We start from the raw sequence: 16,617 nt of genomic DNA on the forward strand, positions 1-16,617 counted from the left end.
TTCATGACAAACGGAACACACGGCGGCATCCAGATCCGCGGCAGCATTCCTGCCATCGTCACCCCGATGCACGAGGACGGTAGTCTCGATCTGCCGGCGTTTCGAAAACTGATCGACTGGCATGTGGAAGAGGGCTCGAACGGCCTCGTCGTGGTCGGCACGAGCGGCGAATCGGCCACGCTCTCAGTGGACGAACACATCCTGATGGTGAAAACCGCCGTCGAACACACGGCCAAGCGCTTTCCGATCATCGCTGGCGCGGGGGGGAACTCCACGTCGGAGGCGGTCGAGCTGGCAAAAGCGGCGAAGGAAGTCGGCGCTGACGCCACGCTGCAAGTAGTTCCTTACTACAACAAGCCGACGCAAGAAGGCATGTACCAGCACTTCCGCAAAATCGCGGAATCCGTCGACCTGCCCGTCATCCTGTATAACGTTCCGGGCCGGACGGTTGCCGACATGAACCACGACACCGTGCTGCGTCTCGCCGACGTGCCGGGCATCGTGGGTGTGAAAGAGGCAACGGGAAATATCGACCGTGCGGCAAACCTGATCAAGTACGCGCCGGCGCATTTTGCAATCTACAGCGGTGACGATCCGACCGCGATCGCATTGATGCTGCTCGGCGGCCACGGCAACATTTCGGTGACGGCGAACGTCGCGCCGAGAGCGATGAGCGAACTCTGCCGCGCGGCGCTGGCCGGCGACGCGATCACCGCGCGCAAGATTCATCTGAGCTTGCTGTCGCTGCACAAGCAGATGTTTTGCGAGTCGAATCCGATCCCCGCGAAGTGGGCGCTGGCTGCGCTCGGGCGCATGGAAAGCGGGATTCGCCTGCCGCTGACGCCGCTCGACGCGCGCTATCACGACGTTGTGCGGGACGCGTTGCGCGAAACAGGACTTCTGGCCTGACGGCCGGCAGTGGGGCGCAGTTAAAACATGCGCCCCACTGCAATGCAGTGGTTTCGGCCTTACTACCGTTTGGCCAGCCAGCGAGTGTCATCAACCCGTCGTTCATCGACCCGTTTCCGGCTTAGCTTTCACGCTTAGCTTCCAGGCAACGCGCATTCAGCATCACGAAGGACCTCATGAAACGTTCCGCCTTATTCAATCACGCTCGCACCCTGAGCGTGCTGTCGCTTGGAATCGGCACGCTGATCTCGCTTGCCGGTTGTGACACGTTGAACGACTGGCTCGCGCCGGATCGGGTCAATTACAAGGGTGCTGAAACGGCGCCTGCGCTGACCGTGCCGTCAGATCTGAGCACCGCGGACATCAGCCAGCGTTATGCCGCGCCGCCCAAGCTGAATACGCTTGGCGGCGCTGCGCCGCGTGCGCTTACGCCCGCAGGCAATGCAACCGTCGGCGTGCCGAGCCCGCAAGACCCGTTCGGCATGCACGTGGAGCGTGACGGCGATCGCCGCTGGCTAGTCGTCGATGGCCGTTCCCCGGACCAGCTCTGGCCGCAGTTGCAAGAGTTCTGGGAAGAGAACGGCTTCACGCTCAAGACAGATGCTGCTGCTACCGGCATCATGACGACCGACTGGGCTGAAAATCGCGCGAACATTCCGGACGACTGGTTCAGGAAGAGCATTGGCAAGCTGGTCGACTTTGCGTATTCGTCGGGTACACGCGATCAGTTCAGTACGCTGGTCGAGCGCGGTGCGAGTGGTTCCACCGATATCTCCATCAGCCATAGCGCGATGGAAGAAGTGCTGACGGGTCAGGACAAGACATCGTCGAAATGGGTGGAGCGGCCGCGTAATCCGGCACTCGAAGCTGCGTTCCTTGCGAAGCTGATGGAGAAGTTCGGTCTCACCGACGCGCAGGCCAAGCAACTGTTGACCGATGCAACCCCCGCGAGCGCAACGGCGACGGCAGATCCGACACGTGGCGCCTCCACGCTCGATCTCTCCGAGCCATTCGACAGCGCCTGGTTGCGAGTGGGCCTTGCACTCGACCGGACCAACTTCACCGTCGACAACCGGGATCGTGCGAAGGGCCTGTATTACGTGCGCTTCTCGGACTCCATGCAGGAGTTGAAGAAGGAAGGTTTGCTCGGCAAGTTCTTTAGCGGTGGCACACCCAAGCCTTCGCGCGAGTTCATGGTCAACGTGCGTCCGAAGGCCGACACGGTTACGGAGATTGCCGTGGTAGACGCCAACGGCCAGGTGGATACATCGACCGACGCGCAACGCATTGTCGCGCTGTTGCACGCGCAGTTGAACTAGGTTTTCGCCGATGCCGATGCGGTTTGCCAGTCTCGGCAGCGGCAGCGAAGGCAACGCGTTGCTGGTCGAGTCGGTCAGCGGCACGACGACCACGCGCGTGCTGCTGGATTGTGGATTCTCTGCGAAGGAAGTCGAACGGCGCCTGGCGCGGCTCGACGTGCGGGCGGACCAGATCGACGCCATTCTCATCACGCATGAGCACGCGGACCACATTGGCGGCGCGCTGACTTTGGCGCGCAGATGGTCTATTCCGTTGCATATGAGCTGGGGCACTGCGCGCGCAGTAGGTGCGGACGATGCCCCGGTAGATCTTCACGTGCTCTGGGGCGATGAGAGCGTGATGGTGGGGGACCTGGAAGTGCTCCCTTACACAGTGCCCCACGACGCGCGCGAGCCCCTGCAATACGTGTTCTCGGACGGCGCAAGCCGTTTGGGCGTCCTGACGGATGTCGGGGGCGCGACAGCCCACATCACGAATGTACTGAGCGGTTGCGATGCCCTGGTGCTCGAATCGAATCACGATGTCGGGATGCTCGCGACAAGCCGTTATCCAGCCTCGCTCAAGGCGCGTATTGGCGGTATGCACGGACACCTGAACAACGACGCTGCAGCAGGGATTCTTGCTGCGCTCGATAGATCGAAGCTGCGCCATCTGGTGGCCGCTCACCTGAGTCGGGAGAACAACTTGCCTGAGTTGGCCCAGGCGGCGCTCGCCGCAGCGCTGGGCGGCACGCCGGCCGATGTCGTGGTCGCCACGCAAGGCGATGGGTTCGACTGGTTGTCGGTATGAAACCCCTCTGTATTTCCCTATAGGCGCTGCAACACGCGCTGCATAACGCCGCATATAGGCATTTCGCGTATTCACAGCAAGAAACACCAGACGTAAAAAAACCGGCCCGAGGGCCGGTTTTTTCATAAGCCTCCCAGAATGACTTCCCTGCGAGGCTTACTGCGGAGGCTTCGTTTTCAGCTAAATGGATCAGCTAAAGAGCGGAAAACTGGGCCCCTGACTAGGTGCTTACTGGCTTGCGCCCGAAGCAGGAGCAGCTGCAGAAGCTGCGTCGGTTGCCGATGCAGCAGCCGCAGTTGCGTCGCTTGCAGCAGCCGTAGCGCTCGAAGCTGCGTCGCTAGCAGCAGCTGCAGAATCCGAAGCAGCAGCAGCAGGTGCCGAAGCAGCCGAGGTATCGCTAGCAGCGCCCGGAGCAGCCGTATCGCTAGACTTGTTGCATGCAGCAAGAGCAACAGCAGCCAACAGGGATGCTACGAGGAGAGATTTCTTCATGATCACGTCCTTTTATGGTTAAAGGTAAGCAACAGCGCAAAGTACCGGTAATGTGTGCTCCAACACCGACCCGGGCCGTTGTGGACTCACATTATGTATGTCTGTGAGACTTCCTACGGCTTGGGCGGAAATTATATGCACTTTCGTATCGACCGTCGATAAATCAGGGGACAATACGTTGTCTTTCTCATACATTTCAACCCACGGAACAGCAAGACAGGCCAAACACTAGGCGTTTGCGTTGACTTGTATCCAGCCCGCACAATACCACTCGTGCAGTAGCACTGTCATTGACGAATCGCCTGAGAGTGTTACAAAGCGTTTCCCCTCCAAATAGCGTTTGTCGGCGAGTTCAGGTAGCCATTTTTTGACCTTTCCGGACAATAAATCCTGCTCGCCATTCATAAAATAAGCGTGCTTGTCATAAAGCAGCACGGTCTTTTTATCGAGCTTCAAACCAGACTGTTTCGCGCGTTCGATAAACCGGTTCTCATTCAAAGGGCGTCGCGGCGGATCAAATACGACATTCGGCTTGGGTTCGCTCAAGTAAGTGCCGAGAAACGAAGCAACGTCCTTCTCATTCCAATCAATGTTCGCAAGGATCGCGCCAACCCGTTCGATCATGAGCGGCGGGAGCAATGCCGGGTGGCTGACAGCGGGCTGAGCCGGGTCGCGGTAGCGTTGCGCGCCATCCTTGGCACCCTTCGCGCTGGCGCTGCAGGCATCGTCCAGGCGCTCCGCGAGGTGATATAGGAACTGGCCTGTCAGTTCGCTTGCAGAAGGCGCCCGGAAGCCGATCGAGGCGGTCATGCACTCGCCTTCGGCCACGCCGTCATGAGCAATGTGAGGCGGCAAATAAAGCATGTCGCCCGGTTCCAGCACCCACTCCTCATCCGCTTCGAAGTGCTGTAAAACTTTCAACGGCAACCCCTCTTTTAGCGAGAGATCGCGCTGCGCGCCGAAGCGCCAGCGCCGTTTGCCGTGCACTTGCAACAGGAAGACGTCGTAGGAATCGAAGTGCGCGCCCACGCCGCCGCCGTCGGTGGCGTACGAGATCATGAGATCGTCAACGCGGGCGTCGGGGATGAAACGGAAGCGGTCCAGCAGCGCGCGCGCACGGTCGTCGTGCAGGTTTACCCCTTGCACGAGTAATGTCCAGTCACGCTTTTTCACAGATGGCAATTCATCGGGCGCAAAAGGACCGTGCTCCATCGCCCAGGACTTGCGAAAATGCGTGATGAGGCGCGATTCCGCGTCTTCGCTGTCGGCGAGTTCGAACAGTTCGTCGCGCGACAGAGGGGGTTGAATGCCAGGAATCGCCTGACGGATCAGGAACGGCTTTTTCTGCCAGTACCGGCGCATGAATTGCGCAGGCGTGAGGTTACCGAGCAGGGTTGAAGGTTCGTCGGGAAGCGGCACCGCGAAAGGACTTGAGGGAACGTTAGGGGACCGCGCTGGCATCGTATAATTGAGGCTTGTATCTTGGAGAATCCAATGAAAATCGCAAAAGACACCGTCGTATCAGTAGCCTATAAGCTCTCAGACGCTCATGGCAATCTGATCGAGGAAAGCGACGAGCCGATGGTCTATCTGCACGGCGGCTATGATGGCACGTTCCCCAAGATCGAGGAAGCACTCGACGGTCAGGAAGCAGGCTATCAGACCCAGCTGCAGCTCGAACCGCAGGATGCGTTCGGTGAGTACGATCCCGATCTCGTGAAAGTCGAGGCGCGCGGCCGGTTTCCGGAACCGCTTGAAGTCGGCATGCAGTTTGAAGGCACCCCGGAAGACGGCGAGGACGAACTCGATTCGCTGATCTACACGGTCACCGACGTGGCGGAAGATAAAGTCGTGCTCGACGGCAATCATCCGCTTGCAGGTATGGCGTTACGCTTCGCGCTGAACGTGCAGGAAGTCCGCGAAGCCACCGAGGACGAGAAAGAACATCAGCACGCGCATGGCCTCGACGGTCTTGAAGTCCTTGACGAGGACGACGAAGAGCCGGGCAAGGACGTGGGCCCCACCTTGCACTGAGGGATTTGTTCAGGTTGAACGAAGCGATGTGAAACAAGGCGCAGGCAGTTTGCTGCGCCTTGTTTTATTTCGAACGGTTGATTTGTGGACGGGTTTATTGGCCCGTGCCCGTGCCTGTGCCCGATCCGCTGCTCGCGGGACTCGTCGGCACCGGCAGGATCGGCGGCAGGTTTGCGGGCGAGTTCAAGTTCAGCATTGGCGGCACTGAAGACGCGGGCGTGCCAGTGTCCGGTTGCGGCGCCGGCGCGGAGTGTTGCATTTGCTGCGTTGGCTGCACCGGTTGCATCTGCTGGAAAAACGATGAAGGCCCGGGGGTGTCGTTCTCAACGCCGGGTATTGACGAAGACGACGAAGGCGCAGACGCCGACGACGGTGCCGACGAAGACGCGGGCACGCTCGGCGCTGACGCCTGAGCGGGTGCCACCGGCCGCACGATCACGTCGCGCACGCGTACCCGAAAGGGTGGCCGCCATGCGAAGTCGGACTCCACTTCCAGCCATTGCGATTGCGGTTTCTTCAAGCCGATCGCGATGCGCGTCAAATTGGCCACCACCGTGCCTTTGTCGTTGCGCAGTGGCTGGTCGATGCGAAAGCCGCGGGGTATCGGCGTATCCGATTCGTGGATCACGATCACGGGTCCGCGAAACAATTCGGCGGCTTTGACAAGACTGCGCTTGAGTTCGAGAAAACCATCGCGCGTCGCGTCGCCGCGAGCAAAGTGCAGCCATGCGAAACGATCGCGACGCTCGTAACGCGCGAAGTCAGGGTCGCCCTGCAGGATCACGACGACCGCACGCATCTCCGAGCGTCGCGCGGTTTCCACCGCATGCTCCAGCCAGAATGCATTGGCGACAGAGCGGTCCTCAAATTCTCCGTTGCGTCCGCCCGCGGTCAGATAGTGATTGTTCGGCGCGGGCGCGTTCAAGCCAATGAACGCAACACCTTCGGTTTGCCATCGGACATTTTCGCGGAACGGCCGAAAGCGCGCGACATCGCTTTCGCGGATCACGGTCATCGGCGTCTGGCCGAGTGAACTCGAGTCACCGAAGAGCAACTGGCGGATGAAATCCAGCCGCTCGACCGGATCGTAACTGCCTGCTTGCGCGAGACTGCAAGACGCCCAGTCGTTGCCGCCGGGTAACAAGACGACTGGTTTGCGGGAGCTGTCGAAGATATGCTGACGCGTGTCGTAAAGCGAATCCCGACACGGTTCCGCTTCGCCTTTGATGTCGCCGTCGTAGACGATGAACGACGTGCTCCGTTCTCGTCCGATGGCGTCGAGCATATGCCGGAGCGCAGTTTCGCCGGTGGGTTGGTCTACTACATTCGACGCGATCGCGAATGTGAGTGGTGTGAGGGATGTGAGCGGCGGCGCTTCGGCTTGCGCGCGGGGCGATCTTCCGATCAACAGGAAGAGGGCGCTCAAGCCAGTAACGATGACGCGGGTGCACACCATGCGGCACGCGCCCGGCGAGCGGGTGCTTAAGTCCGCCTTAGCGCGACGCATCCGGAGCGTTCGACGCCAGCTCATGTAGTTCGTAGAGCAGATCGAGTGCATCGCGTGGGCGCAATTCGTTCGGATCGATTGCCCGGAGCCGGTCAAGCGCGGGGTGCGATTGTGCTTCGACCGGTTCATCATGTTGGTAGGCGTCAGCTATTTCCACCACAGGCGCTGCGAACAGATCGAATTGCGGCGACGGCTGGCCGATCGACTGCTGCTCAAGATGCGCCAGATGTTTCCTTGCAGCCTTGATGACAGCCGGCGGTACACCTGCCAGTTGCGCGACCTGCAAGCCATAGCTCTGGTTCGCCGGACCTTCGTTTACCGCGTGCAGGAACACGATGCCGTGATCGTGTTCGACCGCCGACAAATGCACGTTTGCTGCCTGAGCGAACTCGGCCGGTAACTGCGTCAGTTCGAAATAATGCGTGGCGAACAGCGTATGGCAGCCGTTATGCGACAGCAGATGGCGCGCGATGGCCCATGCGAGCGCGAGGCCGTCGAAGGTGGACGTACCGCGGCCGATCTCGTCCATCAGCACCAGGCTTGACGGTGTGGCGTCGTTGAGAATGGCCGCCGCTTCCGTCATTTCGACCATGAACGTGGAACGACCGCCGGCGAGGTCGTCAGCGGCGCCGATGCGCGTGAAGATCCGGTCGATCGAGCCAAAGCGCGCGCGTTTCGCGGGCACATAGCTGCCCACATAAGCGAGTAGTGCGATCAATGCGGTCTGTCGCATGAACGTTGACTTACCGCCCATGTTTGGCCCGGTGATCAGCAGCAGCTTGCGCTCGCTATTCAGGGAGCAGTCGTTCGCGATGAATTGCTCGACCTGTGCTTCCACCACTGGATGCCGCCCTTGCTCAATATCGATACCGGCGTCGCCCGCGAACTCCGGCGCGATCCAGTCGAGCGCGAGCGCCCGTTCTGCGAACGCGCCAAGCAGGTCGAGCTCAGCGAGCGCAGCCGCTACGCGCTGGCAGTCACCAATGTGCGGCAACAGCGTTTGCAGCAGCGCGTCGTAGAGCAAACGCTCGCGGGCTAGTGCGCGATCCTGCGCGGACAGCGCCTTGTCTTCGAAGGTCTTCAACTCCGGTGTGATGTATCGCTCGGCGTTTTTCAGTGTCTGGCGACGCCGGTAGTCATCTGGAACCTTGTCCGTCTGGCCGCGCGTGACTTCGATATAAAAGCCATGCACCTTGTTGTACTCGACCCGCAGGTTCGTAATGCCCGTACGCGTGCGTTCACGCGTTTCCAGGTCGATCAGGAACTGGTCGCAGTTCTCGGAGATGTCGCGAAGCTCATCGAGGTCGGCGTCGTAACCGCGTGCGATCACACCACCGTCACGGATCAGCGCCGCGGGTTCGGGCGCGATTGCGCGGCTCAGGAGCGCGAGGCATTCGGGCGGTGGCTCGAGCGATAGATCGATACGTTCAAGCGATACCGCATTCATCTTGACGGCGTCAAGCCGTTCGCGCAGTTGGGGGAGTGCAGCGAAGGTATCGCGCAGGCTGGAGAGATCGCGCGGCCGGGCCGACAGCAGCGCCAGCCGTCCCGTAATCCGTTCAATATCAGAAATCTGCCGCAACGCTGCGCGCAAACCATCCAGGCTCGCGGCTGCGGGTGCGTCGAGCAATGCGCCAATTGCACGTTGCCGGCTTTGCGCGATGGTGAAGTCGCGCGGCGGATGATGCAGCCAGTGCCGCAGCAGACGGCTGCCCATGGTCGTGCAGCAGGTGTCCAGCAGTGAGCACAAGGTGGGAGATTCCGTGCCGCGCAGGGTCTCGGTCAGTTCGAGATTGCGTCGCGTGGCCGGGTCGAGGCCGATGTACTCGGATTCGTACTCTACTTTCAGGCTGCGTACGTGCCGCAGTTGCTGGCCCTGGGTGGCGGCTGCGTACAGCAGCAGCGCACCCGCGGCGCCGCACGCGCAGGTCAGCGAGTGCGCACCGAAGCCGTCAAGGCTGGCGACATCGAGTTGCTCGCGCAGACGTTGCGTGCCCGAGTCGATATCGAAATGCCACGCGGGCGCCCGCGTCGTCGCCCCTATGTTCGGCACTTCGAACGGCGCGTTGGTCGTAGAAAACGAGTCGGCTATCAGCGTTTCCGCCGGGCGAATGCGTTCAAGCGCCGCGCTCAATTGATCGGGCGCGACTTCGGCGAGGCGCAATGCGCCACTCGCCAGGTTCAGCCACGCGAGGCCGACGCTCGTGACCACGCCGCGGCGATTATGTGCCGGGCAGAGGGCGAGCAGGAAGACGTCGTTTTTGTCCGAGAGAAGCGCTGCATCAGTCAGCGTTCCGGGCGTGACTACGCGCACGACCTTGCGCTCGACCGGTCCTTTCGATGTTGCCGGGTCGCCGATCTGCTCGCAAATAGCGACGGATTCGCCAAATTTTACGAGCTTCGCCAGATATTGCTCGCACGAATGATGGGGGATGCCGGCCATCTTGATCGGGTTTCCGCCTGACGCCCCGCGTTGTGTGAGCGTGAGGTCGAGCAGGCGCGAAGCTTTGACGGCGTCGTCGAAGAATAGCTCATAGAAATCGCCCATCCGGTAGAACACGAGCGTGCCGGGGTGCTCCGCTTTGATTCGGAGGTACTGCTGCATCATGGGAGTGTGATGCGACAGATCGACGGCGCCGCCGGGTTCTTGCGCGGCGGGGCTCGGATCTTGAGCGGTAGACGAAACGGAGATATGCGTAGCCATCTTGCGTGCTTGAATGTGCGAAAGTCCTAAGGGCACGAGTGTACCGCGTCGGCTGGTTGCGGGAATGTCGGCCGAATGGCTAACGCGGGGTAGGATATTTCCAGGAAGGCGGTCAATACGCGGCCAATACGGGAATCATCACAAAACGGCGCCTGTAAAGTAAAACCGCCGGATGTCCCGGCGGTTTTACTTCTTCGGGAATCTCATGCAAGACCAATCATGAACGCCCAGCCAGGAATTCGACCAGCAGGGCGGATCCTCTGGCAGCGCCGAGGATCGTCGAAAGGGTGGCTCATGCCAAAGGTCACATTACCCTCTGTACTATCGCTTCGGCGCCAACTGTCGCAGCCGTTGCGAGCGCGAGGCTTACCTCGGAATGAATCAGATAGTCAGCTTTCACGCGGGCATCGATCAATGGACGGAGATTTTTACTGAGCGCCTGGGAGACAAAGTAGTTGTCGGTTTGTTTGCTGCATGTTGGATTTGCCAACTGAGCGAGCAACTGCTGATGGCGTCCCCGCGCGGTGCCCACCGATCCTGGCGCGGAAAGGGCATTGTGAAACGCGTTGGCAGCGTGAAATGCGCCGTAGTACGCGCGACTGCATACCGCGCGATACCGCGGCTCGCCCACAGCCTGCTTCAGCAAGTCAACAGCGCAGTCAACCAGCTCTCGGGGCGTGGAACTCACTATGCCACCGCTTCAAAGACGACGTCGAATGCAACGTTCTTGTTGATCCCCGCTTTATCTTCTGCTCTCGCCAGTTCCACGTTCATGTCGAACGCTTTTTCGGCCCCCACGGGTACCGCAAGAGAGTAAGTGACGCCGCTAAAAAAATCGTCCGCCGACGTTACGAGCACTGACGCGTTCGGCCGGATTTGATAGCGCCGAAGGACCACACCTGCCACGTCGAGTTGCCGCCCGATCTGTTGGTCCGAAATTCCGGCGTGACGAAGAATGGCGTCGGCCTTCATGATTTCGCGGACTTGATTCTCATCCCATTTGATGCGCATTTCTCTAGCCCTCTCGATAAACGAGGCTGCTTGCCCAATTGCGCCGGCTTTGTAGCCGTCCTCGAGCAGCAGTGTGAAGTAACCTGTTGCTGGATGTCCAATAGCCGCGTAAAGGCTCTGGGCAGCAGAAAACAGGCCAGATTCAAGCGGTTTCTCATCCAGTTTTCGCGGTTCGAACCGGAGTTTCCCAGTCGAACGCTGTTCGCAAATGCGGCTTCAGTCCCTGCCACGTCTCCAGCGAGACTCTTCCATGCGCCGGCTGTTTCCCAGGCGGCGCACGCGTCCACCTTCATTAGCGAATCAATTTCGTTCCTGATCTCCCGCCACTCACGCACGAGAGGCGTTAATTGCGATGAGTTGAAGTAGTGCGAAGTTGTTGCCTGTAGCGCGTTAATCCGGTCAAGAATTTGCGCTGTCTTTGGTTGAGCTATCGCTTTCATTAGTCCTACTGTGCTGACGTCAGGAGCGTACGCTTGTTGGGGATTCTTCGCCTGTCAAACTCGGACGCGTGAAGAAATAAATTTTTTACTTAACCATGCAAGTTGTTGTTGACAGCTTCTACGGACCGTCCGGCCAGGTATTGGGCGTGTTGAAAAGCGTTGCAGACTTGTGATCGTTCGTACGCGGAAGTGCCAAGACCTAAGCCTACCGCGTTGGCTCCACGCAGTAACCCTGACCGGACGGCTAACGCCGAACCGGACGCAATTTTTAGTCGCGCGTGCAGATGATAGAAAGCGTGCGTCCAAAAACCAAAACGCCGGCATGCCGGCGTTTTGGTTTTTGCTCGAATCTCACGCAAGACCGATCAGGATCGTCCCGCCAGAAATCCGACCAGCAACGCGAGTCCTGCCACCGCGCCAAGCGTATGCCACGGCTTGTCGTGTACGAATTCATCGGCGTAACCGGCGGCGTCGTTCAGCCGTCCTGCAATGGCGGAGGACGAACCGTCGAACTGGGCGCGCGCCGCCTTCAACTTGGCTTGCAAGTCTTTGCGCAGCTTGTCGACATCGATGTCCTTCGCATCGCGGATTGAACTGTCGAGGTCGTCGAGCAGGCCGCGCAACTGCGTGCTCGCGGTATCAACCGCGTCACTTGCGCCCTGAACCGCGCGATGGCCCACTTTGGCCGCGCCATTGATGTTGCTATCGAGTGTGGAACGTGTGAACAGACCCATTTGCAGCTCCTTTGACGTGTCGTTTGTTTGCTTTAAATCGCCCACTCCGCGGAGGGTGCGACTTCTTTCCGGCCGAACAAAGCATGCAGCAGATTTCGTTCCCGCACTCTGATCGCCGTCACTCTTGAACCAATGCGCCCAGATCCACCGTCCGCTCATTGCGTGCATGGCGCCGCATGGCAAGCCACATCATCAGGCAGATAAACACGCCGAACACCACGATAATCCATTCCACAGGCAGGTTGGTCGTCAGCAGAAGCGCGTACGCGCCGAGCATCGATAAAACGGCAAGATTCTGGTTGAAATTCTGAACTGCTATGGATGCCCCGGCGGACAGCAGCGTCGCACCGCGATGCTGCAGAATGGAATTCATCGGCACGATGAAAAAGCCCGACAGCGCGCCCAGCAGAATCATCAGCGGATACGCGCCCAAAATATAGAGCGGCGCGAACAGCGGGCCGATATGCACGCCGGAACCCACCGGAAACAGATCCTTGTTGTAGAACGCCATGCCGACGGCCACAGCACCGGTCACCACGCCGATCGGCAGGACCTTGAGCGAGCTGCGCAACGGCACCCACGCGGCGGCGGCACTCGCGCCGATCGCAATACCGAGCCCCGTCACGCCCTGCAGCACCGCCGCTTTCGATAATGACAAGCCCAGGTTCGCCGCCGCCCATTTGAGCACCAACAGTTGCAGCGTGACCGCCGCACCCCACAGCAAGGTCGTGACCCACAATGCGATCTGCGCCAGCTTGTCGCCCCATAACACCTTGAATGCATGGATGAAATCGCCGACGAGCTTCGACGGTTCCTTCAGCCGGTTAGGGTATCGCGCGCCGGTATCCGGAATCCCGATATTGATCACCGCGGCCGCCGCATAAACGATCATGACGGCAAACATGGCTGCGTCGGCGGCGGAGCGGATCAGGACCCAATGCGCGCCGCTAACAAAGTGCTGAACGTACTGGCTGACCAGCGCACCGCCGATTACGGTGCCGAGAATTGTCGATCCGACTGTTGCCGACTCAAGCCACGCATTGGCCGGGATGAGCTTTTCGGGCGGCAAAAGCTCAGTGAGGATGCCGTATTTCGCCGGGGAATACGCTGCGGCGCCAAGACCGACCACGCCGTAAGCGATCATGGGGTGCACGCCAAAAATCATCAGCGCGCAGCCGCCGGCCTTTAGCGCGTTGGAGACGAACATGACGTAGCGTTTCTGGATGGAATCAGCGAATGCACCCACGAACGGCGCGAGCAGCACGTACGAGACCGTGAAGAAAATCTGCAACAGCGGCGTGACCCACGACGCGGAATGCATCACCGAAAGCATCGCTATGGCGGCGATCAGCAGCGCGTTGTCGGCGAGCGACGAAACGAACTGCGCGGCAATAATCGTATAGAAGCCTTTTTTCATTAGACAGAAAGGAGGGCGGCAGTAAGAGTGGGGATGCCGCGGACGGCGAGCAGGACACTTTAGCGGAGCCGGCGGCGGCGCGCAGAATCGCACGGGCGAACGTCAGCCTTTCGGACGCTTGCAGCGCGTTTCGGCACGCGTGGAGCAAGACGGCTTCAAAGCCGCTGCGTACCGACGTTGCGCGTGGGAAACCGCGCGCTCCAAAACAAAAAAGGCGGCCGCAGCCGCCTTTTTCAACCGTTACGCGCTCTGGCGCGTGGTGGTGAAGGGATCAAGGATCTTGATCATCTGCGCGTAGACCTTCGGATTGCCCGCTACGATCTCGCTCTTGTGCAGGAAATCCGATTCGCCAGTGTAGTTACCCACCAGCCCGCCTGCTTCGGTGATCAGCAAGCTGCCTGCCGCCACGTCCCACGCGCTGATCCCTTGCTCGAAGAACGCATCGAGGCGGCCTGCGGCCACATTCGCCAGATCCAGCGCGGCGGCGCCTGGGCGGCGCAAGCCGGCACAGGCTTCAGTCATCTGCGCAAAGAGTTTGCAATACGCGTCAAGGCCCGCGCCGTCGCGGAACGGGAAACCCGTGCCGACGAGCGCGTCGTTGAGCCGGTCCAGTTTTGCCACGCGAATGCGCCGCTCGTTCAGATAAGCGCCGCTGCCGCGCGACGCAGTGAACAGGTCGTTGCGGGTAGGGTCGTACACAACCGCTTGCGTGATGATGCCCTTGTGAGCGAGCGCGATGGAGACGCAGTAATACTGGAAACCGTGGATGAAGTTGGTCGTGCCGTCGAGCGGATCGATGATCCACTGGAACTCCGAGTCCTTGTCCTGCACGCCCGATTCCTCGGCGAGGATGGAGTGTTTCGGATAGGCGGTGGTCAGCGTTTCGATGATCGCTGCCTCGGAGGCCTTGTCGACTTCCGTCACGAAGTCGTTATGCTGTTTTTTGCTGACCTGGATGCGGTCCAGGTCCAGCGACGCGCGGTTGATGATCTGTCCGGCGCGGCGAGCGGCCTTGACAGCAATATTGAGCATCGGATGCATGAAAATAGTCCTTTGGCCGGCGGCTGTGCTCCACGCACGCGCGTGAAGTCTCAACCCCGAACGGAAAACGGCCCAAACCAGCGGGCAAAACGACGTGTGTCGACGGCAACGAATTGAAGAAGAGCGGGGCGCGTGCCTTCTTGGAACCTGCAAAAACGCCTGATTACAGCGACTTGCAACAGCGGACACACGCGAACGGCGTATTTTACCCGAGTCGGCCGCCGGCGCGTCATGCGCAGTCAGCTTATGTGGCCGGAGAGGTCGCCGGATGGACCGCGCGGCGCTACCATGATGTCTCTTTCAACCTTCCTGCAAGCGTTTCCCCTTGGACCTGAACTCCTCATCAAACTCCCCGGATCGCCCGGACGACGCTTTTGCGTCGACCCGCTTCGTGCTGGTCGAACCGAGCCATCCTGGAAATGTCGGCGCGGCCGCGCGCGCGCTCAAGACGATGGGATTTTCCCGGCTAGTTGTTGTCGCACCGAAAATCGCGTTCGTCACGCGCGAGCCGGAAGCGATCGCGATGGCGAGCGGCGCAGACGACGTGCTCGCGTCGGCGCAAGTTGTCGAAACACTCGCCGATGCCCTGACCGGCGTGCATTGGTCGATCGCGTTGACGGCGCGTTCGCGGGAGTATGGGCCGCCGCAGATGGCGCCGCGCGCCGCGGCGGAGAAGGCCTGCGAGTTTGTGGGGCAAGGGCGCGGCGGGAGTTCGGGCGCCATCGCGCTTGTATTCGGTAATGAGCGCGTGGGCTTGTCGAATGCCGACGTGGAGCGCTGTAGCGCCCTCGCGCACATTCCGGCGAATCCTGCCTATAGCTCGTTGAATCTGGCGCAGGCGGTTCAGGTTCTGGCCTACGAGCTGCGGCTGGCGCTACTCAGTCGCGCGAACGCAATTCCAGCCATTCCCGCGACGGCGAGCCCGATAACGTCTGCCCCAAGCGCGTCCAGTGACGAGATAGAAGGCATGTACACGCATCTGGAACAAGCGCTGGTCGCACTTGATTTCCTCGATCCGGCCAACCCGAAGAAACTGATGTCGCGGATGCGACGGCTTTTCTCGCGCTCGGGACTGGAGCACGAGGAAGTGAACATCCTGCGGGGTATCGCCAAGCATATTCTTCTAAAGATCAAACGATAGGAAGGTCGCGGGCGCTTCAGAGTCGCAGGGAAGCAGTGGTTTTATCCCGTTAGGCAGCAGCGAAGACGAGCCGCGCCGCCCGCGTTTCGCCGCTCGCGGATTCGTGATCAACGCCAATACCCAACCCTACCCGTTTTGCCAGCGGGGGCATCGCAGCGAATTTCCACGGCTCGTCCTACAATCTGCGGAAATCAAACTATTGATTCCCGAATTCGTGCTGAGCCGCGCGTTCGAGAGTCCGCCCCCGGTCATCCACAGAGCCACCGCCATGTTTAATCGACTCCGCGAAGACATCGCCGCCATCCGCGAGCGCGATCCGGCCGCCCGCAGCGCTTGGGAAGTCGTGACGTGTTATCCGGGCTTTCATGCTGTCGTCCTGCACCGGATCGCCCACGCTTGCTGGCGCGCGGGCTGGCGCTGGCTCGGGCGGTTTGTCTCGCAGTTCGGGCGATTCATGACGGGCATCGAGATCCATCCCGGCGCGACGCTTGGACGGCGGGTGTTCATCGATCACGGCATGGGCGTGGTGGTTGGCGAAACGGCGGAAATTGGCGACGACTGCACGATCTATCAAGGCGTGACGCTTGGTGGCACGTCGCTCGCGCGCGGCGCGAAGCGGCATCCGACGCTTGAGCGCGGCGTGATTGTGGGGGCGGGCGCGAAAGTGCTCGGCGGGTTCACGGTCGGCGCGGAAGCGAAGATTGGGTCGAACGCGGTGGTGGTGAAGCCGGTTCCGGCGGGCGGGACGGCCGTGGGAAATCCGGCGCGCGTGGTCGTGCCGGCAGCCGTCAAACCCGCGCAAAAAGGCTCGGGCGTTTTTGAGCGTGCCGCATTCTGTGCGTACGGCATTACGCCGAACGCCGACGATCCGGTGTCGCTCGCCATCCACGGCCTGATTGATCACGCGTCTACGCAAGCGCATCGGGTGGATGAAATTGTTGCGGCGCTTGAGAAATTGGGCACGCGCATAGATGCGATGAGCGGCGTCGAGAATGCCGCGTTCATCGATCTAAAGCGTCTCTCCGATGCAATGAAAGGCGAAGCAGCGCGGCGCTGAAGCGACGGCGGTTTTCCATCA

At 60.5% G+C, this 16,617-nt stretch carries 15 protein-coding genes; 6 read left to right on the top strand and 9 right to left on the bottom strand.

What is annotated here, in order from left to right; genetic code table 11:
• Positions 1–3 precede the first annotated feature (3 nt).
• The 3 genes from dapA to SBC1_RS06010 all read left to right on the top strand — a co-directional run bounded on the left by dapA (position 4) and on the right by SBC1_RS06010 (position 3,018).
• Positions 4–909 (top strand): 4-hydroxy-tetrahydrodipicolinate synthase, encoded by a 906-nt coding sequence (gene dapA / locus SBC1_RS06000; RefSeq protein WP_165088576.1) that lies wholly within the window; start codon positions 4–6, stop codon positions 907–909.
• A 176-nt stretch (positions 910–1,085) separates the two neighbouring features.
• A complete protein-coding gene (gene bamC, locus SBC1_RS06005) occupies positions 1,086–2,228 on the top strand; it encodes an outer membrane protein assembly factor BamC (RefSeq protein WP_165088581.1) in 1,143 nt (380 codons plus the stop codon).
• A gap of 16 nt (positions 2,229–2,244) precedes the next feature.
• Positions 2,245–3,018, top strand: coding sequence for an MBL fold metallo-hydrolase (locus SBC1_RS06010; RefSeq protein ID WP_165093088.1), 774 nt, complete (start codon positions 2,245–2,247; stop codon positions 3,016–3,018).
• A gap of 228 nt (positions 3,019–3,246) precedes the next feature.
• Here the strand turns inward: SBC1_RS06010 and SBC1_RS39755 are convergent, their stop codons facing one another.
• A complete protein-coding gene (locus SBC1_RS39755; RefSeq protein WP_075583450.1) occupies positions 3,247–3,510 on the bottom strand; it encodes a hypothetical protein in 264 nt (87 codons plus the stop codon).
• 228 nt (positions 3,511–3,738) lie between these two features.
• A complete protein-coding gene (locus SBC1_RS06020) occupies positions 3,739–4,971 on the bottom strand; it encodes a cupin domain-containing protein (RefSeq protein ID WP_165088584.1) in 1,233 nt (410 codons plus the stop codon).
• Positions 4,972–5,004: 33 nt separating this feature from the next.
• Between SBC1_RS06020 and SBC1_RS06025 the strand changes: the two genes are divergently transcribed.
• Positions 5,005–5,544, top strand: coding sequence for a peptidylprolyl isomerase (locus tag SBC1_RS06025; RefSeq protein ID WP_062091111.1), 540 nt, complete (start codon positions 5,005–5,007; stop codon positions 5,542–5,544).
• 94 nt (positions 5,545–5,638) lie between these two features.
• Here SBC1_RS06025 and SBC1_RS06030 read toward each other — a convergent pair whose 3' ends face one another.
• The 7 genes from SBC1_RS06030 to SBC1_RS06060 all read right to left on the bottom strand — a co-directional run bounded on the left by SBC1_RS06030 (position 5,639) and on the right by SBC1_RS06060 (position 14,398).
• Positions 5,639–7,051 carry a hypothetical protein gene (locus tag SBC1_RS06030; protein ID WP_241202032.1) on the bottom strand — a complete coding sequence of 471 codons (1,413 nt, stop codon included), beginning with the start codon at positions 7,049–7,051 and terminating at the stop codon, positions 5,639–5,641.
• Entirely contained in the window at positions 7,038–9,659 is a 2,622-nt protein-coding gene (mutS, locus tag SBC1_RS06035) for a DNA mismatch repair protein MutS (protein WP_241202082.1), read from the bottom strand. Before mutS ends, SBC1_RS06030 begins: the two co-directional genes overlap by 14 nt.
• A gap of 400 nt (positions 9,660–10,059) precedes the next feature.
• Complete coding sequence (locus tag SBC1_RS06040; RefSeq protein ID WP_165088592.1) at positions 10,060–10,443, bottom strand: hypothetical protein; 384 nt, start codon at positions 10,441–10,443, stop codon at positions 10,060–10,062.
• Positions 10,443–10,766: a hypothetical protein gene (locus tag SBC1_RS06045; protein WP_165088596.1), complete on the bottom strand. Its 324-nt coding sequence runs from the start codon at positions 10,764–10,766 to the stop codon at positions 10,443–10,445. The genes SBC1_RS06040 and SBC1_RS06045 overlap by 1 nt, the downstream gene beginning before the upstream one ends.
• An 805-nt stretch (positions 10,767–11,571) precedes the next feature.
• Positions 11,572–11,940, bottom strand: a complete 369-nt coding sequence (locus SBC1_RS06050; RefSeq protein WP_165088599.1) for a YqjD family protein — start codon at positions 11,938–11,940, stop codon at positions 11,572–11,574.
• A 118-nt stretch (positions 11,941–12,058) separates the two neighbouring features.
• Positions 12,059–13,357 (bottom strand): lysophospholipid transporter LplT, encoded by a 1,299-nt coding sequence (lplT, locus tag SBC1_RS06055; RefSeq protein ID WP_165088602.1) that lies wholly within the window; start codon positions 13,355–13,357, stop codon positions 12,059–12,061.
• A 240-nt stretch (positions 13,358–13,597) separates the two neighbouring features.
• Positions 13,598–14,398, bottom strand: a complete 801-nt coding sequence (locus SBC1_RS06060; protein ID WP_165088605.1) for an inositol monophosphatase family protein — start codon at positions 14,396–14,398, stop codon at positions 13,598–13,600.
• A 325-nt stretch (positions 14,399–14,723) separates the two neighbouring features.
• Between SBC1_RS06060 and SBC1_RS06065 the strand changes: the two genes are divergently transcribed.
• Together SBC1_RS06065 and cysE are read left to right on the top strand one after the other, a co-directional pair.
• The gene (locus tag SBC1_RS06065; RefSeq protein WP_370469585.1) at positions 14,724–15,539 is read left to right on the top strand and encodes an RNA methyltransferase; all 816 of its coding nucleotides are present in this window, start codon (positions 14,724–14,726) and stop codon (positions 15,537–15,539) included.
• Between the two features lie 268 nt (positions 15,540–15,807).
• Positions 15,808–16,596, top strand: coding sequence for a serine O-acetyltransferase (gene cysE, locus SBC1_RS06070; protein ID WP_165088608.1), 789 nt, complete (start codon positions 15,808–15,810; stop codon positions 16,594–16,596).
• Positions 16,597–16,617 lie beyond the last annotated feature (21 nt).

It is taken from the genome of Caballeronia sp. SBC1 (assembly GCF_011493005.1).
Lineage (GTDB): Bacteria > Pseudomonadota > Gammaproteobacteria > Burkholderiales > Burkholderiaceae > Caballeronia.